Origin of the sequence: Dysosmobacter sp. (assembly GCF_034093755.1) — a bacterium.
Taxonomy (GTDB): domain Bacteria; phylum Bacillota; class Clostridia; order Oscillospirales; family Oscillospiraceae; genus Oscillibacter.
In genome coordinates this window covers 1-24,460 of the sequence record NZ_JAXEBZ010000054.1, presented here as the reverse complement: position 1 = coordinate 24,460, position 24,460 = coordinate 1, and the positions used below count along the sequence as shown (strand labels likewise).

23 protein-coding genes are annotated in these 24,460 nt (G+C 66.0%); 11 read left to right on the top strand and 12 right to left on the bottom strand.

Annotated features, from left to right (window positions below; translation table 11 throughout):
* Window positions 1-159: 159 nt before the first annotated feature.
* The 3 genes from SOX55_RS07545 to SOX55_RS07535 form a co-directional block, all read right to left on the bottom strand.
* Complete coding sequence (locus SOX55_RS07545) at window positions 160-1,161, bottom strand: DUF4825 domain-containing protein (protein WP_325286831.1); 1,002 nt, start codon at window positions 1,159-1,161, stop codon at window positions 160-162.
* Complete coding sequence (locus tag SOX55_RS07540; protein ID WP_325286830.1) at window positions 1,151-1,636, bottom strand: RNA polymerase sigma factor; 486 nt, start codon at window positions 1,634-1,636, stop codon at window positions 1,151-1,153. The genes SOX55_RS07545 and SOX55_RS07540 overlap by 11 nt, the downstream gene beginning before the upstream one ends.
* A gap of 70 nt (window positions 1,637-1,706) precedes the next feature.
* Window positions 1,707-2,597 (bottom strand): LysR family transcriptional regulator, encoded by an 891-nt coding sequence (locus tag SOX55_RS07535; protein ID WP_325286829.1) that lies wholly within the window; start codon window positions 2,595-2,597, stop codon window positions 1,707-1,709.
* Window positions 2,598-2,715: 118 nt separating this feature from the next.
* On the opposite strand from SOX55_RS07535, the gene SOX55_RS07530 reads away from it, so the two are divergent.
* Window positions 2,716-4,047 carry an MATE family efflux transporter gene (locus SOX55_RS07530; RefSeq protein ID WP_325286828.1) on the top strand — a complete coding sequence of 444 codons (1,332 nt, stop codon included), beginning with the start codon at window positions 2,716-2,718 and terminating at the stop codon, window positions 4,045-4,047.
* Between the two features lie 33 nt (window positions 4,048-4,080).
* Here the strand turns inward: SOX55_RS07530 and SOX55_RS07525 are convergent, their stop codons facing one another.
* Genes SOX55_RS07525 through SOX55_RS07515 form a run of 3 tightly spaced genes read right to left on the bottom strand, consistent with a single transcriptional unit; the run spans window position 4,081 to window position 6,999 of the window.
* The gene (locus SOX55_RS07525) at window positions 4,081-5,313 is read right to left on the bottom strand and encodes a sensor histidine kinase (protein WP_325286827.1); all 1,233 of its coding nucleotides are present in this window, start codon (window positions 5,311-5,313) and stop codon (window positions 4,081-4,083) included.
* Complete coding sequence (locus tag SOX55_RS07520; RefSeq protein WP_325286826.1) at window positions 5,310-5,993, bottom strand: response regulator transcription factor; 684 nt, start codon at window positions 5,991-5,993, stop codon at window positions 5,310-5,312. Before SOX55_RS07520 ends, SOX55_RS07525 begins: the two co-directional genes overlap by 4 nt.
* 19 nt (window positions 5,994-6,012) lie before the next feature.
* Window positions 6,013-6,999 carry a DUF4340 domain-containing protein gene (locus SOX55_RS07515; protein WP_325286825.1) on the bottom strand — a complete coding sequence of 329 codons (987 nt, stop codon included), beginning with the start codon at window positions 6,997-6,999 and terminating at the stop codon, window positions 6,013-6,015.
* 526 nt (window positions 7,000-7,525) lie between these two features.
* Between SOX55_RS07515 and SOX55_RS07510 the strand changes: the two genes are divergently transcribed.
* The 3 genes from SOX55_RS07510 to SOX55_RS07500 all read left to right on the top strand — a co-directional run bounded on the left by SOX55_RS07510 (window position 7,526) and on the right by SOX55_RS07500 (window position 10,756).
* Complete coding sequence (locus SOX55_RS07510) at window positions 7,526-9,073, top strand: 4Fe-4S dicluster domain-containing protein (protein WP_325286824.1); 1,548 nt, start codon at window positions 7,526-7,528, stop codon at window positions 9,071-9,073.
* Between the two features lie 144 nt (window positions 9,074-9,217).
* On the top strand, window positions 9,218-10,216 hold the full coding sequence (locus tag SOX55_RS07505; RefSeq protein WP_325286823.1) for a ribokinase: 999 nt from the start codon (window positions 9,218-9,220) through the stop codon (window positions 10,214-10,216).
* A 114-nt stretch (window positions 10,217-10,330) separates the two neighbouring features.
* Entirely contained in the window at window positions 10,331-10,756 is a 426-nt protein-coding gene (locus SOX55_RS07500; RefSeq protein ID WP_325286822.1) for a PaaI family thioesterase, read from the top strand.
* A gap of 32 nt (window positions 10,757-10,788) precedes the next feature.
* On the opposite strand, the gene SOX55_RS07495 is transcribed toward SOX55_RS07500, so the two are convergent.
* Window positions 10,789-11,439 (bottom strand): HAD family hydrolase, encoded by a 651-nt coding sequence (locus SOX55_RS07495; RefSeq protein WP_325286821.1) that lies wholly within the window; start codon window positions 11,437-11,439, stop codon window positions 10,789-10,791.
* A 164-nt stretch (window positions 11,440-11,603) separates the two neighbouring features.
* Here SOX55_RS07495 and SOX55_RS07490 point away from each other — a divergent pair, with 164 nt between their 5' ends.
* Entirely contained in the window at window positions 11,604-11,912 is a 309-nt protein-coding gene (locus SOX55_RS07490; RefSeq protein ID WP_325286820.1) for a LapA family protein, read from the top strand.
* 111 nt (window positions 11,913-12,023) lie between these two features.
* Here the strand turns inward: SOX55_RS07490 and SOX55_RS07485 are convergent, their stop codons facing one another.
* The 4 genes from SOX55_RS07485 to add form a co-directional block, all read right to left on the bottom strand.
* On the bottom strand, window positions 12,024-12,611 hold the full coding sequence (locus SOX55_RS07485; RefSeq protein ID WP_325286819.1) for an NAD(P)H-dependent oxidoreductase: 588 nt from the start codon (window positions 12,609-12,611) through the stop codon (window positions 12,024-12,026).
* Window positions 12,611-13,351 carry a nucleoside phosphorylase gene (locus SOX55_RS07480; protein WP_325286818.1) on the bottom strand — a complete coding sequence of 247 codons (741 nt, stop codon included), beginning with the start codon at window positions 13,349-13,351 and terminating at the stop codon, window positions 12,611-12,613. The genes SOX55_RS07485 and SOX55_RS07480 overlap by 1 nt, the downstream gene beginning before the upstream one ends.
* Window positions 13,352-13,366: 15 nt before the next feature.
* Window positions 13,367-13,897, bottom strand: a complete 531-nt coding sequence (locus tag SOX55_RS07475) for a cysteine hydrolase family protein (RefSeq protein ID WP_325286817.1) — start codon at window positions 13,895-13,897, stop codon at window positions 13,367-13,369.
* Window positions 13,898-13,969: 72 nt separating this feature from the next.
* Entirely contained in the window at window positions 13,970-14,989 is a 1,020-nt protein-coding gene (add, locus tag SOX55_RS07470) for an adenosine deaminase (RefSeq protein ID WP_325286816.1), read from the bottom strand.
* A gap of 275 nt (window positions 14,990-15,264) precedes the next feature.
* Here add and SOX55_RS07465 point away from each other — a divergent pair, with 275 nt between their 5' ends.
* The 6 genes from SOX55_RS07465 (at window position 15,265) to SOX55_RS07440 (ending at window position 22,310) form a co-directional block, all read left to right on the top strand.
* Window positions 15,265-16,434 carry a BMP family ABC transporter substrate-binding protein gene (locus SOX55_RS07465; RefSeq protein ID WP_325286815.1) on the top strand — a complete coding sequence of 390 codons (1,170 nt, stop codon included), beginning with the start codon at window positions 15,265-15,267 and terminating at the stop codon, window positions 16,432-16,434.
* Window positions 16,435-16,565: 131 nt separating this feature from the next.
* Complete coding sequence (locus SOX55_RS07460) at window positions 16,566-18,125, top strand: ABC transporter ATP-binding protein (protein WP_325286814.1); 1,560 nt, start codon at window positions 16,566-16,568, stop codon at window positions 18,123-18,125.
* Complete coding sequence (locus SOX55_RS07455; RefSeq protein ID WP_325286813.1) at window positions 18,118-19,275, top strand: ABC transporter permease; 1,158 nt, start codon at window positions 18,118-18,120, stop codon at window positions 19,273-19,275. Before SOX55_RS07460 ends, SOX55_RS07455 begins: the two co-directional genes overlap by 8 nt.
* Window position 19,276: 1 nt before the next feature.
* Window positions 19,277-20,224, top strand: coding sequence for an ABC transporter permease (locus SOX55_RS07450; protein WP_325286812.1), 948 nt, complete (start codon window positions 19,277-19,279; stop codon window positions 20,222-20,224).
* A gap of 203 nt (window positions 20,225-20,427) precedes the next feature.
* Window positions 20,428-21,384 (top strand): nucleoside hydrolase, encoded by a 957-nt coding sequence (locus tag SOX55_RS07445; protein ID WP_325286811.1) that lies wholly within the window; start codon window positions 20,428-20,430, stop codon window positions 21,382-21,384.
* Window positions 21,381-22,310, top strand: coding sequence for a nucleoside hydrolase (locus SOX55_RS07440; RefSeq protein ID WP_325286810.1), 930 nt, complete (start codon window positions 21,381-21,383; stop codon window positions 22,308-22,310). The genes SOX55_RS07445 and SOX55_RS07440 overlap by 4 nt, the downstream gene beginning before the upstream one ends.
* A gap of 49 nt (window positions 22,311-22,359) precedes the next feature.
* Here SOX55_RS07440 and recQ read toward each other — a convergent pair whose 3' ends face one another.
* On the bottom strand, window positions 22,360-24,162 hold the full coding sequence (recQ, locus tag SOX55_RS07435) for a DNA helicase RecQ (RefSeq protein ID WP_325286809.1): 1,803 nt from the start codon (window positions 24,160-24,162) through the stop codon (window positions 22,360-22,362).
* Window positions 24,163-24,460 lie beyond the last annotated feature (298 nt).

The window sequence follows — 24,460 nt, the reverse complement described above, 5'->3', positions numbered from 1 at the left end:
CGACTTTTCTTTGCACGAGCAAAGAAAAGTGGGGGCCGGGAAGCCTGCGGCCTTCGCCGCACCCCCGGCGCCCGGACGGGCGCATCCCCGCACCGGGACCGGTGCAAAAGCCGCAGCCTTCGCTGCATCCCCCGGCGATGGCCGGAAAGTCCGCGATCTTCATCGCGCCCCCGCCGCCGTCCACAGCCGCTGTAGGGCGGAGGGACTCTCCGCGCAGTCCTTCACGCTGCCCGGCACCGCCCAGTCCGGATCGGCGGCGCTGTACAGCGCCGGCAGCGCCGCGTCGGCCTCCGCCAGCGTCACGGCGCGGCTCTGGTCCTTCCACGTCCAGCGGACCTCCTCCAGATTGTCCACCAGCGCCAGCAGCAGAAGGCTCATCCGCTCCATCTCCCGGTCCCGCAGCGCCGCGTCCTTCTGGTTCCAGCCGTAGTCCGCAAACTCCAACGTCCAGCCGTAGGGCCGGCCGGAGGTGTGGAGGGTGTTGGTGTAGTCGCCGCACAGGCCCCGGATGTTCAGGGCGTTGGCCAGATTGTTCAGCGCCGGCATATCCCCCACGTAGGGCGTCCGGGCGTTCCACGCCGCCAGCACCCGCCGGTCAATGACGGTGCCCTCCTGCCAGATCACCCTGTCCACGAGCCGCACCTCCGTGACGCCGGAATCCAGGGGCACGTCAATCTCCCCGTATGCCGTGGAGTGGACCGGGGACACCAGCCCCTCCCGGCAGGTGATGGTCACCACGTTCCCCTCCCGGGTCTGCTTCCAGCCCCACCACGCGTTGGCGGAGGCGCCGGACATCACCTGCACCCGCAGGCCCGTGTCCGTCTCCGTCACCTCCCAGGCCATGGCGCCGGAGGCGGCGGGAGAGCCGATGAGAAACACCTTTGCCGCCAGGCCGCCCAGCAGCAGCGCCGCCGTCATCAGCACCGCCGCCATGACCCGCAGACGCCCTCGCCGCCGCACCTGCCGCAGATAGTCCACCTCCCGGTCCGCCGCCTGCTCCGGCGGAGCCTCCGGCGCCGCCATCTGCCGGTGAAGGCGGGCGCAGTCCGGACAGGTCCGCAGGTGGGCCTCCACGGCGCCGTTGGTCTCCGGCGCGGTGAGACCGTCGATGTAAGAGGGCAGCAGGTCCCGCACCACGGCGCAGCTCAGATCATTTTTCATGGCCCGCATCTCCTTTCAGCTTCTCTTTTCCCCGGTAAAAGGTCACCCGGGCCCAGTTCTCCGTTTTCCCCAGCACGTCCCCGATCTCCCGGAAGGACAGCTGCCCGAAGGCCCGGAGGTACACCACCTCCCGGTAAGGCTCCGGCAGTCCGTGAACCTGCCGCAGCAGCCCCAGATGGGCCTGCCGGTCCAGGGTCTCCTCCTCGGCGGAGGGGGCCGGCCGCTCCGGCGGCTCCTCCGGCATGGGGACCTCCCGCCCCCGGCGCCGCAGATGCCGGTACCACAGGTGCCGGGCAATCTGACACAGCCACACCGACAGCTTGCAGCTGCCGTCATAGCGGTCCAGGCACCGCAGGGCCTGATAGAAGGTCTCCTGGGTCAGCTCCTCCGCCAGACCGGCGTCGCCGCACTGGGCCAGGAGGAACCGGTAGACGGTGCGGGCGTGCTGCCGGTAAATCTGCTCCATATCGTCCATGGGGGTCCCTCCTTTCTGCCTGTTATATCCCGCCGGGGGGCGGTTCGTTACAGCGTGGGGAGATTTTTTTTCAAAGCAGGCAGGTGACGCCCTCCTGCTGCCCCAGAAACTCCGTCAGCAGGCCGAGAAACCGCTCCGCCGGCGGCGGCAGCCGCTGCTGGCGCACAAGATAGTAGATGAACCGCTCCGGCGGGCCCTCCCGCAGCCGCCGGAACCGCAGACCCGGCACGGCGGCCATCCGGCGGGCGGCGGAGGCGGGCAGCACCGCCCACAGGTTTTCCTGCCGCAGAAAATACTCCAGCAGGGGCATCTGGTCCAGAATCACCCGGGGCCGCACGGCGGCGGGGAACCAGAACCCGTGCCACAGGTCATACTCCGGGTTCCAGGGCAGGCGGATCTCGTCCCGGCCGTCCAGCGCCGCGGGATGGTCCGCGGTGCCGTACTTCTCCCCGGGACTGAGGGCCAGCAGCATCTCCTCCCGGAACAGCGGGATGGTCTGCACCTCCCGGGCGAACATGTCGTCGGAGATGAGGGCCATGTCCACCTCTCCCCGGGCCACGTAGCCGTAGGCCTCCAGGGAGTGATGGTGGTGGAACTCCACGCCGCAGCCGGGATTTTCCGCCAGAAAACGGGAGAACACCTCCGGCAGCAGGTAGTTGCTGACGCTGCCTACGGAGGACAGCCGCAGCGTCTCCCGCCGCACCTGCCGGGGCAGCCCCCGGGCCTCCCGCCACAGGGCGTCGTACTGCTCCGCCAGGGGCAGAAAGGCCTTCCCCTCCTCCGTCAGCTCCGCCGCCCGGACGCCCCGGCCCCGCTTCAGCAGCGGGTAGCCCAGCTCCGCCTCCAGCGAGTGGATGCGGCGGCTGAGGGCCGGCTGGGTCACGTACAGCTGCTCCGCGGCGGCGGAGATGGTGCCGGTTTTGGCCGCCGACAGAAAGGCCTCGATCTCCGGATGGGTCATGGCGGATGTCCTCCTGAAATATAAAGTCTTTATTCTATTTTAAAGGGGAAAAATGCATTTTACAAGAGGGGCTTTCCGGCGTATCCTAACGGAAAAACGGGAAAGGAAGTCCCACGCCATGGAGCACACACGAAATCTCACCCGGGGCAGCATCCCCCGGGAGCTGACGGAGCTGATGCTTCCCCTCCTGCTGGGGAACATTCTGCAGCAGACCTACAACGCGGCGGACGCCTGGATCATCGGCCGGTGGGTGGGCCGGGAGGCCTTCGCCGCCATCGGCGTGGCGGGCACGGTGATGAACCTGCTGATCTTTGTGCTCAGCGGGGCCTGCACCGGCGTCAGCGTGCTGTTTTCCCAGTTTTACGGGGCGGAGGACCTGCCCGCCTTCCGCCGGGAGGGGCACCTGGCCCTGCGGTGGGGCACGGCGGCGTCGGCGGCGCTGGGGCTGGCGGTGCTGCCCCTGCTCTCCCCGCTGCTGGCGGCCATCCGCACCCCGGCGGAGGTGGCGCCCTACTGCCGGGCGTATCTGGTGATTGTGGCCTGCGGCCTCCCCGCCACCTATCTCTACAACCTGTTCGCCGCCATGCTCCGCAGCGTGGGCAACACCGCGGCGGCGCTGGGGAGCCTGCTGGCGGCCATGGCCGCCAACGTGGCCCTGGACCTGCTGCTGACGGCGCGTCTGGGCTGGGGTGTCCGGGGCGCGGCGGCAGCCACCGTGCTGTCCCAGGCCATGGCGGCGGGACTGTGCTGGGCCTACTTCCGCCGGGCGCTGCCGGAGCTGCTGCCGGGCCGGGAGGACCGGCAGGCGGACCGGGACCTGGTGGGGCGCACCGTGGCCTACGGCCTCTCCGCCGCCTTCCACCAGTCCAGTTTGTACATCGGAAAGCTGCTGGTGCAGGGGGCGGTGAACGGCATGGGCACGGAGCTGACGGCGGCCTACACCGCCGCCTCCCGCATCGAGGGCTTCGCCAACTCCTTCGGCGACAGCGGAGCGGCGGCGGTGTCGGTGTTCATCGGGCAGAACACCGGCGTGGGGGACGGAGGCCGGGCCCGCCGGGGCCTTTGGACCGCCTTTGCCCTGATGGTGCCGTTGAGTCTGGCGCTGGCGGCGGCGCTGTATGTCCCGGCGCTGCCGGCGGTGGCCTGGCTGTCCGGCGAGGGGGGCACGGTGGCGTCGGAGGGGGCCGCGTACCTGCGGACCATCGCGGCGTTCTATGTCCTCAACTACATCGGCAGCGTGTTTGTGGGCTGGTTCCGGGGCCGGGGACAGGTGAACGTCCCCGCCGCCGGCACGGCGCTGCACATCACCCTGCGGGTGGTGCTGTCCTACCTGCTCATCCGCACCATGGGGCTGCGGGCGGTGGCGCTGGCCACCGGCCTGGGCTGGGCGCTGGTGGTGTCCTTCCAGATCGTGGTGTTCCGGGTGACGGAGAAGCGGGAGGGGGCATAAACGGAAAAAAGAGAACGCCCGGAGGGCGTTCTCTCACTTTTTCAGGGGGATGGTGAAGGTGAACCGGGTGGAGACGATGTCGCTCTCCGCCCGCAGGGTGCCCCGGTGCTCCCGGGCGATGGTGGCGGCGATGGACAGCCCCAGCCCGAAGCCGGACTGCTCTCCCCGGGAGGAATCCGCCCGGTAGAACCGCTCAAACAGGTGGGACAGCTGCTCCGGCGGGATGGGCTTGCCGGGGTTGGACACCACCAGCCGGGCCTGGCGGTCCGCCTTCTCCAGAGACAGCGTCACGGTGCCTCCCGCCGCGCCGTACTTGATGGCGTTGTCCAGCAGCACGGAGATGAGCCGCTTCAGCCGGTCGGCGTCCCCCACCACGGTGACGCCGGGGGCGATGGCGTAGGACAGGGTCTTTCCGGCCTCAAAGGCCACCGGCTCAAACAGCAGCGCGCAGTCCTCGGCGGCGTCGGAGAGGGAGGTCTCCCCCTGGACCACGGCGGGCATGTTGTCCGCCCGGGCCAGGGTCAGCATCTCCTCCACCAGGGACCGCATCTGCCGGGCCTCGGAGCGGATGTTGTCCGCCCAACGGGCGGGCCGCTCCTCCAGCGCCGCGCCGCTGAGCAGCTCCGCGTTGGAGAGAATCACCGTCAGGGGGGTCTTCAGCTCGTGGGAGGCGTCGGAGAGGAACTGGCGCTGCTGCCGCCAGGCCCGCTCCACCGGCCGGATGACAAAGGAGCTCAGCAGCAGCGACACCGCCAGCAGCACCAGCAGCGCCGCCGCCGCGATGCACAGGTGGGAGATCAGCGTCTGGCGGAGCATGGCGTACTCCATGGACATGTCCACGAAAGCCACCTTCTGATAAAGGCCGTTGTCCTGGCGCAGATACCGCAGGTGGTAGCTGTGGATGATGCCCTCCGGCTGGTTCTGGGAGAGGCACTCCTGCAGAATGGCGGTGAGCTCCTCCGTGTTCTCCAGGTCATCGTAGGTGCCGCCGGTGATGTAGGCCCGGTAGGCTCCGCTCTGCTGCCAGACGCTGACGGTGAAGTAAGGAAGGGAGGGGCTGTCCTCGCCGGGGCGGCGGAGGGTGGGGCGGTCATCCTGAATCACCCGGGTCAGCACACCGCGGCTGACGCCGGCGATGTTCTGGCGGACGGTGAAGAAGGCGGCGGTCACCACCACCGCCACCACCGCCGTCACCAGCGCCATGCACACCGCCACAAACTGCAGCCGCAGACGGCGGATCATGGGGTCCTGCTTCGGCCGGCTCATTGTCCGTCCTCCGGCTCCAGGCAGTAGCCCGCCATGCGGATGGTGCGGATTTTCACGGCGGAGCGGAGGTACTGCAGTTTCTTGCGCAGGAAGGAGATGTAGACCTCCACGTTGTTGTCCTCCGCCTCGGAGTCATAGCCCCACACCTTCACCAGCAGGCTCTCCTTGCTGACCACCAGCCGCTGGTTGCGCATCAGCAGTTCCAGCATGTCATATTCCTTCCGGCTCAGCCGCACGGACCGCTCCCCGCACCGGAGGGTGAAGGCCTCCTGCTCCAGCCGCAGGTCGCCGCAGACCAGCCCCTCCGGCTCCCGCAGCTCCGGCTGCCGCCGGGTCAGCGCCCGGACGCAGGCCAGCAGCTCCGGCGGGTCAAAGGGCTTGGTGAGATAGTAGTCCGCGCCGCTGTCCAGCCCCGTCACCTTGTCCTCCGTCTCGGACCGGGCGGTGAGCATCAGCACCGGCACCGCCGACTTCTCCGCCCGCAGTCGCCGCAGCACGGAAAACCCGTCCATCCTGGGCAGCATCACGTCCAGCAGCACCACATCGTAAATGCCGCTGAGGGCGTTGTCCAGCCCCGACTCCCCGTCATGGCACACGTCGGCGGTGTAGCCGTTGAGCTCCAGCAGGTCTCGCAGGGTGTCCGCCAGCCGGACCTCGTCTTCCACAATCAGCACCCGCATGGGCGCACCTCCTTTTTCCTCAGCCCTCCAGGCCGCTTTCCGCCACCGCCAGTACCGGGGCGAGCCGTTCGGCGGTCACGGCGTAGATGGTGGGGTCGTCGTCGAACCGGACGCAGCGGCTGGTGCCGTCCACCGTCAGACCGCCCACCGTCATGGTTCTGGTCAGCTCCCCGCCGTTTTCATCCACGTACTGCACCTCCACAGACGCGGCGGGGACGTTGAAGCCGCAGAGGGTCACCGCCTCCTGGGAGGGATTGTAGTCCAGGCAGGATTCCGGCTTCGCGCCCGCCAGGGCCTCCAGCAGGGCCTTCAGCACCGGGCTGTCGGTGACGTTGGCGCCGCCGCTGCGCCAGGACAGGGGCACCCCCTCCGCCCCGGCGTAGGCAGTGCAGACGGTAATGGTTTCCGCCGTCTCCACCGTCACCCGGCGGAACCGGTTCTCCGGAATGTCCGCCGGCTCCGGCAGGACCATCATCTCGTAAATGCCCCGGCTCAGCTCCGCGGACAGCGCGCCGTCCACAATGTACACCGTTGACTCGTCGCCGTTGAGCAGCAGATAGTCGCTGCCGCTGTCGCCGGAGGCCTTCCGGCCGATGGCCGCCGTCAGCTCCGAGCCGTCATCCAGCCCGGCGGTGAGGGTCATGGTGGGGTCATCCAGTCCGTACTGCTCCAGGTCCTCCGGCTCCGTCAGGGTCTGCTGGGGCTGCAGCCCGGTGATCAGGTCTAGAATCCGGTTCACAAACGTGTCGTCCAGGGGGAACTCCGGCAGGTCCGCCCAGATCCACTCCTCCGCCTCGTTGAGGGCGAAGGACAGCGTGGCGCTGCCGTTGTCATAGGTGAGGCTGGTGTACCGGGCGTCATGATTGGTGACGGCGCCGGCTTCGGCGGGCGTCTCCGGATTGTCCTCCTTCCCGCGCCTGGCGGCGGTCACCACCAGGACCACCACAGTCACCAGGGCCAGCAGGGAGAGAACACGGCGCAGCAGCCGTTTTTGTCTCATGCTCATGGAATATACCTCCTGAAAGGCGGCCGCCGGGCCGCCGGATACCCACTATTATAAATGGCGGAAGAAACCCTGTCAAACACCGCCGCGTTCTGACGCCATCCTGCCACACCCGCCTGAAACAGACCTGAAAAACGCCCCTTCCGGAAGGGATGCCGGCGGGATTTGTTCACAAACTGTTTTCAAACGCTTCATGATTTGGACAGAAACCCTTGGTATGCTGATATTGTTCCCGGGGAGGACGACCGGGAACAAGGACGACCGGGTTTTGTATTCATAATCCCTCTTTTTCCCTCTCTCTTTGACATGGAAGGCCCCTGCTTCGGCAGGGGCCTTTCCTTTTTCGGAAGTCTCACAGAGTTCGCGCCCGCAGGGGGGCCTTTCCTTTTTACTGAAATTGTTGAAATATCGTTGAAATTGCTTGCAATCACAGGGGCGATTCATTATAATGGGTGCGCGTGTGAAGGACAAGTGAGAAATTCGCGGATTTCCGCAACAAATTTACCGAAAACAACGGAGGACAAGCACAGTGAGAGGTGTACACAGCGCGGTGGATGAGATCCGCCGCAGCGTATTCGCAGAGGTGGCCCGCCTGGCCTACGAGGGCTTTGAGAGCGGGGATTACAGCGCCGTGAATGACATTCCCTATACCATCATTCCGGGCGCCGTGGCCCATCACCGCAGCGATGTGTTTCTGGAGCGGGCCATCGTCTACTCCCGGGTCATGCTGGCCCTGGGTATGCCCCTGACTCCCGAGGGCAAGCGGACCCGGCTCAGCGACCGGATGAAGGAAGTGGCCGCCGCCGACGACAAGTATTTTGAAGAGCCGCTGGTGAACATCATTCCCTTCGCCTGCAACGCCTGCCCCCCCAAGCAGCTGCGCATCAGCGACAACTGCCAGGGCTGTATCTCCCATCCCTGCATGAACGTCTGCCCCAAAAACGCCATTACCCTGGACAAGTACAAGCACTGCCACATCGACCAGGACAAGTGCATCAAGTGCGGCAAGTGCGCCAGCCAGTGCCCCTACCACGCCATCAGCAAGATCGAGCGCCCCTGCGCCGCCGCCTGCGGCATGGACGCCATCGAGTCCGACGAGCTGGGCCGGGCCAAAATCAACTATGACAAGTGCGTCTCCTGCGGCATGTGCCTGGTGAACTGCCCCTTCGCCGCCATCGCCGACAAGAGCCAGATCTTCCAGGTCATCACCGCCATGCAGCGCAAGCATGAGGTCATCGCCTGCGTGGCTCCCGCCTTTGTCAACCAGTTCGGCCCCGACGCCACCCCCGCCCGGCTGAAGGCCGCCATGCGGACTCTGGGCTTTGCCGACGTGGTGGAAGTGGCCATCGGCGCGGACCTGTGCACCATCGAGGAGGCCAAGGACTTCCTGGAGGAGGTCCCCGCCAAGCAGCCCTGGATGGGCACCAGCTGCTGCCCCGCCTGGTCCGTCATGGCCAAGAAGCTGTTCCCCCAGTTCAAGGATTACATCTCCATGGCCCTGACCCCCATGGTCATCACCGCCCGCATGGTGAAAAAGGAGCATCCCGACGCCCGCATCTGCTTCATCGGGCCCTGCGCCGCCAAGAAGCTGGAGGCAAACCGCCGCTCCGTCCGGTCCGACGTGGACTACGTGCTGACCTTTGAGGAGCTGCGGGGCATGTTCGACGCCAAGGATGTGGACTTCTCCAAAATCGAGGAGAACCCCGCCGATGACTTCACCGAAGGCTCCGCCACCGGCCGGGGCTTCGCCGTGGGCGGCGGTGTGGCCGCCGCCGTGGCGGAAGTGCTCAAGGAGATCGCCCCCGACCGTCACGTGGACATCGACTATGGCGACGGCCTGAAGGAGTGCCGCAAGATGCTGATGCTGGCCAAGGCCGGCAAGCGGGACGGCTATCTGCTGGAGGGCATGGCCTGCCCCGGCGGCTGCGTGGCCGGCGCCGGCACCATCGCCCCCGTCATGAACTCCATGGCCAACGTCCGGAAGTACAAGGCCGCCGCTCCCAAGAAGACGGCCCTGGAGAGCAAGTACCAGGACCGCCTGGAGGAAGTGGAAGAGCGGGGCCTGGAGGACGACTGATCCTTCGGCAAAGCGGCAAGGCCGCTGCCTGAAACGAAAGGACGCGCCGGAAGGCGCGTCCTTTTTCTTGCATTTTTCCCGGAATCTGCTATGCTGGACTCAGAAAAACACGGGCCGCGCTGCGGAGAAAGGATGGGAACGAATATGCTGAAAAAACCGAACATTCTGGTGGTGGGCAGTCTGATGACGGACCTCATCGCCTCCACAAAACGGGCGCCCAACTCCGGCGAGACGGTGATCGGCCTGAAATTCACCACTGCCCCCGGCGGCAAGGGCGCCAACCAGGCGGTGCAGTGCGCCCGGCTGGGGGCCCACGTCACCATGGTGGGCCAGGTGGGCGGCGACGACTTCGGCAGGGCCATGGTGGCCAATGTGGCCGCCGCCGGCGTCAACACGGACCACATCACCGTGGACGCGGACGAGGCCTCCGGCGTGGCCCAGATCCTGCTGGAGGTGACGGACCACGGCGCCCAGAACCGGATCACCGTCTGCCCCGGCGCCAACTTCACCCTGACGGCGGAGGACCTGGCGTGGCTGAAAGAGGAGATCGGGAATTATGACCTGCTGATGATGCAGTTCGAGTTGCCCATGGAGGTGGTGGAGACGGTGGCGGAGTGGGCTTATGACGCCGGCGTCCCCGTGATGGTGAACCCCGCCCCGGCGGCGCCCATCTCCGACCGGCTGCTGCGGTGCGTTACCTTCCTCTCCCCCAACGAGCACGAGGCCGCCGCCATCGCCGGCCATCCCATCCGGGTGGACGAAACCGGCGCCAGCATGGAGGACATTGAGGCGGTGGCCGCCGTGTTCCGGGAGAAGGGGGTCAGGAACCTGATGATCACCCTGGGGGAGAACGGCTCCGTCGTGGCCGGGCCGGAGGGCATCAGCCGCACCGACTGCGTGCGGATGCCCCACGTGGCGGACCCCACCGCCGCCGGCGACTCCTTCGTGGCGGCCTTCTGCACCGGATTGTGCGCCGGTCTCCCCCAGCGGGAGGCCCTGGCCTTCGCCAGCCACGCCGCCGCCATCACCGTGTCCCGCATGGGCGCCCAGCCCAGCCTGCCCACCGTGACGGAGGTGCAGGAGCTGCTGCGCCGGCGGAACTACACCGGCTTTGACCCCGCCGTTCTGGACGCGCTGAAGTGAAAAATGAGTCCCGGCCTTCCAAGGAAGGCCGGGACTTTTTGCGAAAACAGTGGAAAAAGGGCAATTTGTGTGCTACACTGACTCCTGATCTGAAATAAACACAGGAGGATATTCATGGCGGATGTGGAAAAGCTGCTGGCGCAGCTGGAGAGAAAGAACCTGTTTACCGAGTACAACCATATGGAGCTGGAGACGCTGGAGCCGGACCGGGCGGTGTTCCGGCTGACCATCCGGCCGGAGAGCTGCAACCCCTACGGCATCGCCCACGGCGGCGCCCTGTACACCATGGCGGACTCCGCCACGGGGCTGGCGGTCCACACCGACGGCCGGGCACACGTGACCCAGAGCGGCAGCCTCCACTTCCTGGGCAACCGGGGGGTGGGCACCACCATCCGGGCCACCGGCGTGGTGCGCCACCGGGGCCGCACCACCACCCTGGCCGCGGTGGACATCACCGACGAGGAGGGCACGCTGCTGGCCACCGGCGAGTACAGCTACTTCTGTATCCGCCAGGAGCCCATCGTCCCGCCGGAGGAATGAAAAAAGTCTCCCGCAGCCGCGGGAGACTTTTTTTACAGTTGTTCCAGCCACTCCCCGTAGGTGGGAATGTAGTAGTCCGCCAGGGCGCGGATCTCCGGCTGGTCCGCCTCCGAGCAGCCGTCATACACCCCGGCCACCCGGAACCCGGCGGCCTTGGCGGTGCGGATGGCGTACAGACTGTCCTCAAACACCACGCAGTCCCGCTTCTGACAACGCAGCCGGGTGAGGCACTTTTCGTAAATCAGGGGGTCCTCCTTCCCCCGCCCCGCCTCGGCGCAGGTGAGGATGCCCCGGAAGTACCGGTCCAGCCCCGCGCGGCGCAGGCCCGCCTCCGCCAGGGGGCGGTTGGTGGCGGTGGCCACGTACATCCACACGCCCTCCATCTTCAGAATGGACAGCAGCTTTTCCACCTCCGGCTTGGGGAGCACCTTCTCCCGGTAGAACCGCTCCATCCGGGCGTCGCCCATGGCGGTCATCTCTGCCGGCGTGCAGGACACCCCGTAGCGGGAGAGCAGCAGCTCCGAGCCCCGCTGCAGGTCCCCGGTCTGGATGGTGTGCTCCAGCTCCTCGTCCGGCGGCAGACCCATCTCCTCCCGCAGAATGCCGGTGGTCAGGTCATACCACGCCGGCATGGAGTCCAGCAGCGTGCCGTCCATATCGAAAATTGCCCCTTGCAGCCGCATGAAACGCGCTCCTCTCCGAAAAATCACAGGATTGGTTTACTTTATCACAGATTTCCCGCATTTGCAAGGAATCCCGACGGAGGCTCCTTGTTTACGGGAAATGCCGGCGACTCCGACTTTGCCCGTTTCACCGGCTGTTGAAGTGGGCGGAGAGATATGATAATATGGTAGAAAGAGAAATCGGAATGGAGGGATCTTTTTGCGTTTATCATTCTTTGCGCAGTGGTTTCTTTTATCGTGCAGCTTGTGATTTTATTTGCGCTGCAAACTGCCGCGGCAAACTTCGGCATCTTCCCCTCTTCCTGCTGGAACTATTCCCGTTGAGCGGTGCTTTGTATTACGCCGTTCAGCGGCCGTCCGTTCCCTATCTTGGCTGGAAATTTGGGGTTGCCATGTGCTTGTGGATTGCCGGCGCATTCCTGTTTGGAGCGGGATTGGCATGGGTCGTTTACGCGATCAAAAAGAGAGGATAAATGCAAGCCGGTTAACCTGCCTGCGGCCGGTACAGCAAGGGAAAAGGGAGCAGCGGGGGCTTCCCCCGTTGCCAAAAACCGTCTCTCCCGGATCGGGAGAGACGGTTTTCTTCAAAGGGACGCGGCCAGGGCGGCGGCCTTTTCGCAGGCGTCCCGGAGGGCGCCGGGACCGTCAAAGCCCACAATGTCCAGCCCGTCGGCGGCCACGCAGCGGAAGCGGTCAAAGCCGAAGAACCGCTGAATGCCCCGCAGGTAGGGTGTCCCCTGCTCCAGGGGGTCATGTTCACCGTAGATGCCGCCCCGGGTGGTCAGCAGCACCAGGTCGGTGCCTCTGCACAGCCCCTGCAGGCCCTCTGCCGTGGAGCGGAAGGTGATGCCCTCCACCGACACGTGCTCAATATACACCTTGAAGATGGCGGGGAAGCTCAGGTCCCAGAAGGGGGCCGCCACGATGGCCACGTCCGCCTCCGCCAGCTGCCGGGCGTACCGGAACCGGGGGTGGTCCGTCTGCCCCGCCGCCAGCAGGGCGTCCCGGGCGTCCAGGGACTTGAGGTCGAAGGGGACCAGCCCCTCCGCGGCGGGGTCCAGCCGGGTGACCTCGTATTCTTCCGGCAGGGCCTTCACGAAGGCCTCCGCCAGCCGCGCCGTCCGGGAACGGTCCTTCCGGACGCAGCAGTCAATCAGCAGTGCTTTTTTCATCAGGCATCCTCCCCGCTGAGCCGGTACAGCGCCTCCAGGGCCACGGCGATCTCCCGCTCCTCGCCCCGGGCGGCGGGATCGGCGCCGTCCACGTAGCCGCCGATGCTCTCGGCGGTATCTTCCCCGTACAGCACCACATTATTCAGAATGCTGGCGGTGCGGACGCCCCGGATGCGGCCGATGGTGAACAGGGCCGCCGTCTCCATGTCGGCCCCCAGCGCCCCCAGCCGGGACCAGTGGGCGGATTCGGCGTCATTGGTGTCGATGTAAAAGCTCTCGTGGCTGTGGACCAAGCCCACGTGATGGGGCCAGCCCCGGTCCCGGGCGGCGGCGATGCAGTGGCCCAGCAGCGCCGTGTCCGGTACGGCGGGGTAGCGCACGTCCGCGTAGGCTTTGGAGGCGCCGTCGTCCCGGATGGCGCCGCAGGCGAAAATCAGGTCCCCCAGGGCGATGCCCTTCTGCAGCGCGCCGCAGGAGCCGATGCGCACCATGGCGGTGACGCCGATGTTTTTCAGTTCCTCAATGGCGATGCCGGCGGAGCTGCCGCCGATGCCGGTGGACACCGCCAGCACCGGCAGGCCCCGATAGGTGCCCCGGAGGCTGCGGAACTCCCGGTTGTAGGCCAGCTCCTCCACGTCCTGCAGCTGCCGGGCGATGGCGTCCAGCCGGGCCGGGTCGCCGGGCAGCAGGGCACAGCGGATATTCAGATCATCGGGAAGTTGGATGTGGGGCTGCAGCATGTCGTTCCCTCCTTGTCAGCGGTTGAGAATTTCCGCCTGGACTCCCGCCAGCACGTCCAGCGTCTTTTCGTGGAGGTCCGCGTCGAAGCTGGCGGTGAGATTGGCGTCCACCACGATCTGCGCGTTGGGATAGTGGCCCTGGAGGGTCATGGCGTTGCTGACCACGCAGATGTTGCTCACCAGGCCGCACAGCTCGATGCGGTCCGCCGTCTCCGGCAGCCGGGAGAGAATCTCCGGGTCCGCGATGTCCATGGCGAAGGTCCGCTTGTCGATGCCCACGGCCTCCACCTCCTCCAGCGCCCGGGCGGTCTCGCCGTAGTTCTGCCAGCCGTCGCTGCCCTTCAGGCAGTGGGGCACCGGCAGGTGGCGGCCCTCCCGGGTGTCCAGGTAGTCCTCAAAATGGGTGTCCCGGGTGAACCACACCCGGCCCTTTCCGTACTCCCGCACCCGCCGGGCGATGGCCTCGTCCAGCTTCTCCGCGCCGGGAAAGCCCAGCGCGCCGTCCACAAAGTCCTTCTGATAATCAATGACGAACAGACAGTCCATGGTATCGTCTCCTTTGGTTGTTCTTGGTATGCATTATGGCACAGTTCCGGGGAAAACGCAACGTCCCGCCCCTTACCGGAAGGGCTCCAGCGCCGCCAGCAGCTTCGCCTTCTTCTCCTCCGGCAAAAAGGCCGCCCGGACGGAATTCCGGTTCATCTCCACCAGGTCCCGCTCCGTGAAGCCCATCTCGTTGACGCAGTGGTCATACTCGTCCTCCAGCGAGACCCCCGCCAGGGCCATGTTGTCGGTGTTGATGGTGACGGGGATGCCCATGTCCAGCAGCCGCCTGGCGGGGTGCTCTCCGTAGGAGGGCTGGGTGCGGCACTGGATGTTGCTGGTGGGGCAGATCTCCAGGGCGATGCCCTCCGCCGCCGCCCGGCGGCACAGGGCCGGGTCGTCGAAGATGTGGTGGCCGTGGCCGATGCGCCGGGCCCCCATGTCCATGGCGTCCCGGACGGTGTCGGGGCCCTGGGAGTCTCCGGCGTGGCAGGTGCAGGGAACGCCCAATTCCGCTGCCCGGCGGAACAGGGGCGCGAAGGCGCTGAGGGGGTCGATGCCCTCGGCGCCTGCCAGGTCCAGGCCCACAACGCCCTTCCCCAGATACTCCGCCGTCACCTCCACGGTTTCGGCGTTGGCGGCCCGGTTCACCGCCTCCGGCCCCACGCACATCATGCAGCAGAGAATGCCGGCCTCCATGCCGGGACAGGCGGCAAGACCCTCTTCCCGACCCCGGAGAACGGCCTCCACCGCCTGGCGCTGGGTCATGCCCTCCCGGGTGTGAAGCTGGGGGGCAAAGCGGATCTCCGCGTAGGCCACCCCCTGGCGGTGCAGCAGCTCCACCAGCTCCCGGGTCACCCGGGTCAGGTGCTCCGGCTGCTGCAATATGGCCAGCGGCAGGTCGAAAAGCTTCAGGTACTCGTTCACCGCCCCGCAGTTGACGGCCCGGCGGATGTAGGCCTTGTAGCCCTCCAGGGAATCGGCGGGCAGCGGTGCCCCCACTTTTTGGGCCAGCTCCCAGGCCGTCTCCGGCAGAATGGAGCCGTCCAGATGCAGGTGCAGGTCCACCTTCGGGAAGGGATAACGGTTCATCATGCGTCCTCCTTCATTGGTCCGTCCCGGCGGGGCGGAGGATTGTCCATGGAGTCAGCATAGCCTTCCGCGGGGCCGCCGTCAAGGGGGAAGAGGGAAGGGTAAAACGTTTAACTGCCGGCGGAAAATGAAAATTTTCTGTGAAAAAGGAATAAAAACGGCGGGAGAAATTGACAAGTCCATGGAAAAAGGTTACAATAATGCACACCCGGAGGAAATGGAAAGCACAGGACCAAGGCATCGCCTCCGGGCCACATTTTTTTGGGAGGTTAACCAAAGTGAAGAAGTTTTTTGCTATGATGCTGGCGCTGGTTATGACCATGTCTCTGGCCGCCTGCGGCGGTTCCGGCAGCTCCGGCAGCTCCGCGCCCGCCGCGCCCGCCGCCAGCGCGCCCGCTTCCTCCGCAGCCGCTTCCGCCCCCGAGGAGGGCAAGGTCTACAGCGTCTGCAACCTGGTCAACGGCAACCTGGGCGACAAGTCCTTCTTTGACTCCGCCGCCGCCGGTCTGGAGCAGCTGAAGGCTGACGGCCGCATCGAGGTCAACACCATCGAGATGGGCGGCACCGACGAGGATAAGCCCACGTGGCTTTCCACCCTGTACGAGGTCTCCGAGTCCGGCGAGTATGACCTGATCATCTGCGGCACCTATCAGATGCCCGACTATCTGAAGGAAGTCGCCACCCAGTATCCCGATCAGATGTACCTGATCTATGATGACACCACCTATGTGGGCGAGAACTCCAACGTGGTGAACATGAGCTTCAAGCAGAACGACCTGGGCTACCTGATGGGCGTGTTTGCCGCCGGCATGACCACCGACACCAGCATTGCCAACGTCAATCCCGAGCCGGTTCTGGGCTTCGTGGGCGGCGTGGACAGCCCCGTCATCAATGACTTCCTGTACGGCTTTATTCTGGGCGCCCAGAGCGTCAACCCCGACGTGAAGATCGACACCCGCTACACCAATGACTATGTGGATACCGCCATCGCCAAGGAGTATGGCCTGTCCATGATCAACGACAACAAGTGCGACATGATCTGGGGCGTGGCCGGCAACGCCGGCAACGGCGCCGCCGAGGCCGCTCTGGAGACCGGCAAGGGCTGGTTCCTGGGCGTGGACTCCGACCAGGAGCAGACCCTGTCCGCCGACCTGGCCGCCATCACCCTGACCTCCGGTCTGAAGAACATCGGCGACGGCCTGATCTGGTTCTTTGACGAGTGGGATGCCGGCCGTACTTACTGGGGCCAGGAGATCAACCTGGGCATCGCCGAGGGCGGCGTCGGCCTGGTGACCGACAAGAACTTCGACAAGTACGCCTCTGCTGATGTGAAGGCCGCCGTGGCCGCCGCTCAGGAGGACATCCTGTCCGGCAAGATTACCGTTCCCTCCGCCATCGGCGACACCAGCGGCGCCGTGGAGGCTCTGCGGGATTCTGTCCGTCCGTAAACGCAGGCCACAACGGAACGAAAAATCGAGTTTCCTGCAAGAGGGGGCTGGTCCAGCCCCCTCTTTGCTCCATCTGTCTGAGAGCCGCGTGAGGCTCCAGGGCGGAAAACTGAATCGGGAGGGAACCCCCTATGGCTGAGGAATACGTGGTGCAAATGAAGGGGATCACCAAGGTGTATCCCAACGGCATCGCCGCCAACCAGGACGTGGACCTGTTTGTCCGCAAGGGCGAAATCCACGCGCTGATGGGCGAAAACGGCGCCGGCAAATCCACACTGATGAAAATGCTGTTCGGACTGGAGCAGCCCACCTCCGGCGAGATTTGGGTCAACGGCGAGAAGGTGAACCTCACCTCCCCCACGGTGGCCATCTCCAAGGGCATCGGCATGGTTCACCAGCACTTTATGCTGGTGCCCAGCCTGACGGTGGCGGAGAACATGGTGCTGGGCATGGTGCCCAAAAAGTCCGGGCTGTTTATCGACCGGAAGCGGGCGGTGGAGATCACAAAGGAGTACTCCGAGAAGTTCAACCTCCACGTGGACCCCGACGCCCGGGTGATGGACATCCCCGTGGGCATGAAGCAGAAGGTGGAGATTCTGAAGGCTCTGGTGCGGGGCGCCCGCATCCTGATCCTGGACGAGCCCACCGCCGTGCTGACCACCCAGGAGACGGCGGAGCTGTTCAAGGAGCTGGTGAACCTGAAGGAGCAGGGCTACACCATCATCTTCATCTCCCACAAGCTCAACGAGATCATGCAGATCACCGACCGCATGACCATTCTCCGGGGCGGCCGGTCCATGGGCGTCCACAACACGAAGGACGTGAACCCGGAGCAGATTTCCCGGCTGATGGTGGGCCGGGACGTGGTGCTGAAGGTGCAGAAGGAGAAGCCCCAGCCCACGGAGGAGGTGCTGCGGGTCCGGGATCTGGAGTACGTCAACGAGTGGGGCAAGAAGATGCTGGACAAGGTGTCCCTCTCCGTCCGGCGGGGCGAGATTCTGGGCATCGCCGGCGTGGAGGGCAACGGCCAGAAGGAGCTGGTGGACATGCTGTTCCAGCTGAACACCCCCAACGCCGGGTCCATCACCGTCAACGGAAAGAGCATTCTGGGCATGTCCCAGCGGAAGCTGCGGGAAAACGGCGTGTCCCTGGTGCCGGAGGACCGGATGATCTACGGCATCGCCGGGGCCGCCACCATCGAGGAGAACCTGATCGCCGACCGCTGCGGCGCCGGGCGGCTGAACAACGGCCTCCTGTTCAACATGAAGGCCATCCACGCCGAGTCGGAGCGGCTCATTGAGGACTACACCGTGCTGTGCAAGTCCGGGGCCCAGAAGGTGGAGAACCTGTCCGGCGGCAACATCCAGAAGGTGGTGGTGGCCCGGGAGTTCTCCAACGATCCGTGCCTGATCATCGCCGACCAGCCCACCCGGGGCATCGACGTGGGTGCCACGGAATTCATCCGCAAGAAACTGGTGGAGCTGTCCCGCTCCGGTATCGCTGTGCTGCTGGTGTCCGCCGACCTCAACGAGGTCATGGAGCTGTCCGACAGCCTGATCGTCATGTACGGCGGCCGCATCACCGCCTATTTCGAGGACACGTCGGCGCTGAACGACGAGATCATGGGCGAGTACATGCTGGGACTGAAGCAGCAGACGCCGGAACAGGTGGGGAGGGTTTGCCATGAGTAAAAAGAGAAGCCTGCTGTTCAGCGTCGTCCGGGGCGCGCTGGCCATTTTCATCGCCCTGGCGGTGGCGACGCTGCTGATCTTCATCTGCGCCGAGGGCGACACCCTGGCGGACAAGGGCGCCATGACGCTCAGCGCCCTGCGCCAGCTGCTCATCGGCCCCGCCCTGAAAAACAAGGGCGGCATTTCCACCAAGAACCTGTGCGACGTGCTGGCGGCCATGATTCCCATCATCTTCACGGGCCTGGCCACCTGCGTCATGTTCTCCGCCAACCAGTTCAACCTGGGCGCCGAGGGCGGCATCATGCTGGGCGCCTTTGTCACCGCCATGGTGGCCATCTACGTGCCCCTGCCCGCCGGCGTGCTGCCGGTGGCGGCCATTGTCATCGGCGCGGCGGCGGTGGGCGCCATGATGCTGATCCCCTCCCTGCTGAAGGTGAAGCTGGGCGTCAGCGAGATGGTGTGCTCCCTGATGATGAACTACGTGGTCATGTACATGATCAAGTACCTGCTCAACACCTATCTGGCGGACAAGAGCAAGGGCCAGATCATGACCTTCAACTTCCAGCCCCAGTCCGCCATTCCCCAGATGATTGAAAACGGCTCCAAGCTGTCCTGGGGCTTCGTGGCGGCGCTGATCTGCGTGGTGCTGGTGTCGCTGTTCATGTACCGCACCCGCTGGGGCTACAGCATCCGCATGATCGGCATCAACCAGGACTTCGCCATGTACTCCGGCATGAAGGTGGGTCTGGTGATCGTGCTGGCCCAGGTGCTGGGCGGCGTGCTGGCCGGCATGGGCGGCGGCATCGAGATGCTGGGCCGCTACACCAACTACTCCTGGATGGCCCTCCCCGGCTACGGCTGGACGGGCATCACCGTGGCCATTCTGGCGGGCAATAACCCGGCCTTTGTGCCGCTGGCGGCCTTCTTCATGGCCTACCTCAACAAGGGCTGCAGCCTGATGTCCACCTATTCCGGCGTTCCCTCCCAGCTCATTGACATCATCCAGGCGGTGATCTTCCTGTTCTTCGCGGCGGAGCAGTTCCTGTCCGGCTACCGGCAGAAGCTGGTCATCAAGAGCACCCAGGAGGAACTGAAGCTGAAAGAGGCCGGGGCGGCCGGCGCCGCTGCGGCGGAAGGGAGCGTGAAGTAAGATGTTTACTGCTGATTTCTTCTTCTCCATTCTGCGGATCACCGCCCCCATCCTGTTCGCCACCCTGGGCGCCGTGGTGGGTGAAAAGGCGGGTGTTTCCAACATCGGTCTGGAAGGCACCATGATGATCTCCGCCCTGTTCGGCTCTCTGGCGGCCTACTGGACCGGCAGCTGGTTTGCGGGACTGGTGCTGGCGGTGCTGGTGGGCATTCTGGTGGCGCTGCTGATGGGCTTTTTCGCCTTCAACCTGAAAACCGACATTATCCTCACCGGTATCGCCGTCAACATGATTGGCTCCGGCGGCACACTGTTTCTGGTGAAGGTCATCACCAACATGACCGAGGGCAAGGCCCTGGCCTCCACCACCTCCCTCATCACCAAGGACCTGCAGGTCCCCTCTCTCCAGATTCCGGTGCTGAAGGACATTCCCGTGCTGGGGAACGTGCTGTCCGGCCACTGCCTGCTGACGTATCTGGCGTTTCTGCTGGTGCTGCTGACCTGGGTGATGCTGTACAAGACTCCCCTGGGCCTGAACATCCGGTCCGTGGGCGAGAACCCCAACGCCGCCTCCTCCGTGGGCGTCAGCGTGCTGAAAATCAAGTACATCGCCATCGGCTTCTCCGGCGCCATGGCCGGCTTCGGCGGCGCCTTCATGTCCATGTACTACGCCATGGGCTGGTCCCAGGACATGGTGGCCGGCCGTGGCTTCATCGCCCTGGCGGCCCAGGCCATGGGCGCCGGCGAGCCCCTGGGGGCCATGCTGGCAGCCATGGTGTTTGGCTTCGCCCAGGCGCTGGGCATCAAGATCTCCTCCACCGGTGTGGACTCCAACCTGGTGTCCCCCATCCCCTATGTCATGACCATTCTCGGTCTGGTGGTGTTCGCCCTGGCGGCCCGCTGGAAGGTGAAGCGGCAGCACTCCGCCGCCGCTCTGCAGGAGAAGGGCTGACGCGGAATCTCACATCTGCCGCCCACTGTCCTGGGCGGCAGATGTTTCCTTGAAAACAGTGGAAAAAGCGGCCGCTCACGCGGGGCGGCGCCGCAGCACGGATGGGAGATGATCGGCTGTGCGTTTCCTCATATCCGCGATTGTGACATTCATTGGAAATCTGTTTTTCCGCAACAAGTACTGACGGAAAGGACGTGACAAACGTGAGTGAACTGAACAGGATTCCCGTCATTCTGGACGGGGACCCCGGCCATGACGACGCCATCGCCTGGGTGCTGGCCCAGGCCAGTCCCCGGATTGACATCCGGGCGGTGACCTCCTGCGCCGGAAACCAGACCATCGAAAAAACCACCTACAACGCCCGGCGCATCTGCACCCTGCTGGGCATCACCGCCCCCATCGCCATGGGCCGTCCCCGGCCGCTGCTGGCGGACCCCATCACCGCCGGCAACGTCCACGGCCAGTCGGGCCTGGACGGCCCGAAGCTGCCGGAGCCGGCCATGGAGCTGTGCGGCCTCACCGCCGTGGAGCTGATGGCCCGGGTTCTGCGGGAGAGCGGCGAGCCGGTGACCATCGTGTCCACCGGCCCCCAGACCAACGTGGCGGCGCTGCTGCTGGCCCACCCGGAGCTGAAGGAAAAGATCGCCCGCATTTCCCTCATGGGCGGCGGCATCGCCTACGGCAACTGGACCCCGGCGGCGGAGTTCAACATTCTGGTGGACCCGGAGGCGGCCCAGACCGTGTTCGCCTCCGGCGTGCCGGTGCAGATGGCGGGGTTGGACGTGACGGAGCGGGCTTTGATCTTCGCGGAGGACGTGGAGCGCATCCGCGCGGTGGACAACCAGGTAGCCCACGTGGTGGCGGAGTGGCTGGAGTTCTTCTATAGGTTCCACCGGGAGGTGGGCTACGAGGGCGCGCCCCTCCACGATCCCTGTGCCGTGGCCGGGTTGCTGCGGCCGGACCTGTTCACCATGAAGGATCTGTATGTGGAAGTGGAAACCGAGGGCGAGTACTGCCGGGGCGCCACCGTGGGCGCCGCCGACGGCTGGAACGGCCACGCCGCCAACGCCCGCTGCCTGCTGGACGTGGACCGGGCGGGCTTTGTGGAGCTGTTGGTGGAGGCGGTTCACGCCTATGACGGATGGGAGGTGCGCATATGAGCCGGATTCCGGTGTGGTTTGATACGGACATCGGCGTGGATGACGCCGCGGCACTGCTGGTGCTGAGCCGGACGCCTGAGGCGGAGGTGATGGGCATCTCCACCGTGGCGGGCAACGTGCCCATGGAGCGGGCCTATGACAACGCCCGGAAGGTGGCGGCCCTGGCGGGGCTGACCTGCCCGGTGTACCGGGGCGCTGCGGGGCCGCTGTATCAGGAGCTGAAAACCGCCCTCCACGTCCACGGCGAGGACGGTCTTGGCGGCGCGGTGCTTCCCCCCTCCCCCGCCCCGGAGAGGTCGGAGGCCGCCTGGGACGCGCTGTACCGGGCGGCGGTGGCTGCCGGCGGCGCCCTGGAAGTTGTGGCGGTGGGTCCCCTCACCAACCTGGCCATCGCCTTCGGCAAATATCCGGACCTGAAGGACCGCGTCCGCCGCATCCTGCTGATGGGCGGCGCCGCCCGGGGCGGCAACGTGACCCCGGCGGCGGAGTTCAACATTCATGTGGACCCCCACGCCGCCCAGATGGTGTTCAAGTCCGGCGTCCCCATTGTCATGTGCGGCCTGGACGTGACGGAGCGGGCCTATCTGACGGCGGAGGAGGTGGCGGAGATCGGCAGCCATGACACGCCGGTGTGCCGCTTCTTCCGGGACTGCACCGCCGACCTGCTGAATTACCACCTGCAGCGGGGGGAGGCGGGCATCCTCCTCCATGACGTGTGCCCGGTGGCTTACCTGACCCACCCGGAGCTGTTCCGGGGGGAGGAGGCCGGGGTCTATGTGGAGACCCGGGGCACCATCACCACCGGCAAGACGGTGACGGACCTGTGGAGCGACAAGCAGTTCCCGGTGAAAAACGCCGTGGTGGTGCTGGACGTGGACCGGCCCGCCTGGGCATCCTACGTCCGGGACACCCTGGTGAACGGATGAAACAAATCCCGGCTCCTGCGAAAGCGGGAGCCGGGATTTGTTCTGTCCGTTACGCTTCCTCCGCGAAGGCGGCGATCTCCGCCAGAAAGGCCTCGCCGTACTTGTCGGCCTTGAAACTGCCCACGCCCTCCACCGTCAGCAGCTCCGCCTGGTCGGCGGGCATCACCGCCGCCATGGCCCGGAGGGTCTTGTCGGAGAAGATGACGAAGGGCGGCACCCCCTGCCGCCGGGCCAGGTCCGTCCGCAGAACCTTCAGCCGCTCCAGCAGCTCCCCCTGGTTTCCGGTGAGCTTCCGGAAGGCGGGCTTCGGGGCGGCCGTCCGCCGCTGCCGCGCCGGAGCGGCGCCCAGCAGCTCATGTCCCCGGGCGGTGAGCCGCAGCACCGGGTATTCCCCGCCGGAGGTCATCAGCGCCCCGCTGTCCACCAGATCGCGGATGCGCCGCCGCAGCTCCTGCTGCGTCAGGTTGGACAGCAGGCCGTAGGTCTCCTGCCGGTCCAGCCCCCGGTCCCGGATGCGCTGGTCCTCGCTGCCGCCCAGAATGGCGGCGATGAGGGACACGCCGTACCGCTCTCCCGTGTCCTCCACGCAGCGGAGGATGGCCCGGACGTCGGCGCTGTCCTCCGCCTCCCGGGGCTGGGCGAGACACACGGAGCAGTTGCCGCATTGGTCCGGGGCGTTCTCCCCGAAGTACCGCAGCAGAAACCGGCGCAGGCAGGTGCGGCCTTTGCAGTAATCCACCATGCTCCACAGCCGGTCCAGCTCCCGCTGGCGCAGCAGCCCGGCGGTCTCCGGGTCCACCCCCTCCGCCGCCTCGCTGTGCTCAATGAGGTAGCGGTTGGTGTACACGTCCGACCCGCTGTACAGCAGGATGCACTCGGCGGGGGCGCCGTCCCGGCCGGCCCGGCCCGCCTCCTGGTAGTAGCTCTCCGGGTCCTTGGGCATGTTGTAGTGGATGACCCACCGGACGTCGGACTTGTCGATGCCCATGCCGAAGGCGTTGGTGGCCACCATGATCTGTACCCGGCCGAAGAGGAAGTCCTCCTGGCTGGTTTTGCGCTCCTCCGCCTCCAGGCCAGCGTGGTAGCGGGCGGCGGAAAAGCCGGCGTCCCGCAGCAGCTCACACACCTCCTCCACCGCCTTGCGGGTGGCGCAGTAGACGATGCCGCTCTGGCCCCGGCGCCGGCGCAGCAGTCCCAGCAGCTCCGCCTGCTTGCCGCGGGGGTGGAGGACGGTGAAGCGGAGGTTCTCCCGGTCAAAGCCGGTGGTCTGGCACAGCGGGTCCCGCAGGCCCAGCAGGCGGCGGATGTCCTGCCCCACAGCGGGGGTGGCGGTGGCGGTAAAGGCCCCCACCGGCGGCCGATTGGGCAGCCGCTCCAGAAAGGCGGGGATGGACAGGTAGGCGGGCCGGAAATCCTGGCCCCACTGGGAGATGCAGTGGGCCTCGTCCACCGCCGCCAGGGAGATGTTCAGGTGCTCCGCCAGGTCCAGGAAGCTGTCTGTTTCCAGCCGCTCCGGGGAGACGTAGATGATTTTGTACCACCCGTCCCGGGCCCGGTCCACGGCCAGCTGGTACTGCCGCCGTGTCAGGGAGCTGTTGAGAAACGCGGCGGGGACACCGTTCTGCACCAGCTGGGTCACCTGGTCCCGCATAAGGGACACCAGCGGCGAGATCACCAGCGTCACCCCCGGCAGCAGCAGCGCCGGGATCTGGTAGCAGATGGATTTGCCGCCGCCGGTGGGCATGATGTTCAGCACGTCCCGGCCGGAGAGCAGCGCGTCAATCACCGGTTCCTGACCGGGACGGAAGCTGTCATAGCCGAAGTAGGTTTTCAATGCGTCGAGTTTTGTCATGGCGTCACCCGAAAAGACAGCGGGGGCGGCCCCGCCGGTTGATGGGTCCATCATAGCATGGGGAGGGGGAGATTGCAAACAGCATTGGGGGGTGCGCCGGTTTCGGCGCGGGAAATTGCCGGGACTCCGGCGGGATTGCACCCGTCCGGGTGCCGGGGGTGCCGACCATCGTCGGCGGGATTGCAAACCACCGTCGCGGCAGTACGATTCCCGGCCCCGTTGGGGCCGCCAATCGTGCCGCTTCCTCGAAACAGCCCTCGCTGTTTCCGCCGCTGGCGGCGCTTCGCCTGTTTCCCCC

What these genes read in the sequence shown, in the direction of transcription:
- SOX55_RS07545 (WP_325286831.1), bottom strand. Translation starts at nt 1,161, where the DNA reads ATGAAAAATGATCTGAGCTGCGCCGTGGTGCGGGACCTGCTGCCCTCT.
- SOX55_RS07540 (WP_325286830.1), bottom strand. Translation starts at nt 1,636, where the DNA reads ATGGACGATATGGAGCAGATTTACCGGCAGCACGCCCGCACCGTCTAC.
- SOX55_RS07535 (WP_325286829.1), bottom strand. Translation starts at nt 2,597, where the DNA reads ATGACCCATCCGGAGATCGAGGCCTTTCTGTCGGCGGCCAAAACCGGC.
- SOX55_RS07530 (WP_325286828.1), top strand. Translation starts at nt 2,716, where the DNA reads ATGGAGCACACACGAAATCTCACCCGGGGCAGCATCCCCCGGGAGCTG.
- SOX55_RS07525 (WP_325286827.1), bottom strand. Translation starts at nt 5,313, where the DNA reads ATGAGCCGGCCGAAGCAGGACCCCATGATCCGCCGTCTGCGGCTGCAG.
- SOX55_RS07520 (WP_325286826.1), bottom strand. Translation starts at nt 5,993, where the DNA reads ATGCGGGTGCTGATTGTGGAAGACGAGGTCCGGCTGGCGGACACCCTG.
- SOX55_RS07515 (WP_325286825.1), bottom strand. Translation starts at nt 6,999, where the DNA reads ATGAGCATGAGACAAAAACGGCTGCTGCGCCGTGTTCTCTCCCTGCTG.
- SOX55_RS07505 (WP_325286823.1), top strand. Translation starts at nt 9,218, where the DNA reads ATGCTGAAAAAACCGAACATTCTGGTGGTGGGCAGTCTGATGACGGAC.
- SOX55_RS07500 (WP_325286822.1), top strand. Translation starts at nt 10,331, where the DNA reads ATGGCGGATGTGGAAAAGCTGCTGGCGCAGCTGGAGAGAAAGAACCTG.
- SOX55_RS07495 (WP_325286821.1), bottom strand. Translation starts at nt 11,439, where the DNA reads ATGCGGCTGCAAGGGGCAATTTTCGATATGGACGGCACGCTGCTGGAC.
- SOX55_RS07490 (WP_325286820.1), top strand. Translation starts at nt 11,604, where the DNA reads ATGGTAGAAAGAGAAATCGGAATGGAGGGATCTTTTTGCGTTTATCAT.
- SOX55_RS07485 (WP_325286819.1), bottom strand. Translation starts at nt 12,611, where the DNA reads ATGAAAAAAGCACTGCTGATTGACTGCTGCGTCCGGAAGGACCGTTCC.
- SOX55_RS07480 (WP_325286818.1), bottom strand. Translation starts at nt 13,351, where the DNA reads ATGCTGCAGCCCCACATCCAACTTCCCGATGATCTGAATATCCGCTGT.
- SOX55_RS07475 (WP_325286817.1), bottom strand. Translation starts at nt 13,897, where the DNA reads ATGGACTGTCTGTTCGTCATTGATTATCAGAAGGACTTTGTGGACGGC.
- add (WP_325286816.1), bottom strand. Translation starts at nt 14,989, where the DNA reads ATGATGAACCGTTATCCCTTCCCGAAGGTGGACCTGCACCTGCATCTG.
- SOX55_RS07460 (WP_325286814.1), top strand. Translation starts at nt 16,566, where the DNA reads ATGGCTGAGGAATACGTGGTGCAAATGAAGGGGATCACCAAGGTGTAT.
- SOX55_RS07455 (WP_325286813.1), top strand. Translation starts at nt 18,118, where the DNA reads ATGAGTAAAAAGAGAAGCCTGCTGTTCAGCGTCGTCCGGGGCGCGCTG.
- SOX55_RS07450 (WP_325286812.1), top strand. Translation starts at nt 19,277, where the DNA reads ATGTTTACTGCTGATTTCTTCTTCTCCATTCTGCGGATCACCGCCCCC.
- SOX55_RS07440 (WP_325286810.1), top strand. Translation starts at nt 21,381, where the DNA reads ATGAGCCGGATTCCGGTGTGGTTTGATACGGACATCGGCGTGGATGAC.
- recQ (WP_325286809.1), bottom strand. Translation starts at nt 24,162, where the DNA reads ATGACAAAACTCGACGCATTGAAAACCTACTTCGGCTATGACAGCTTC.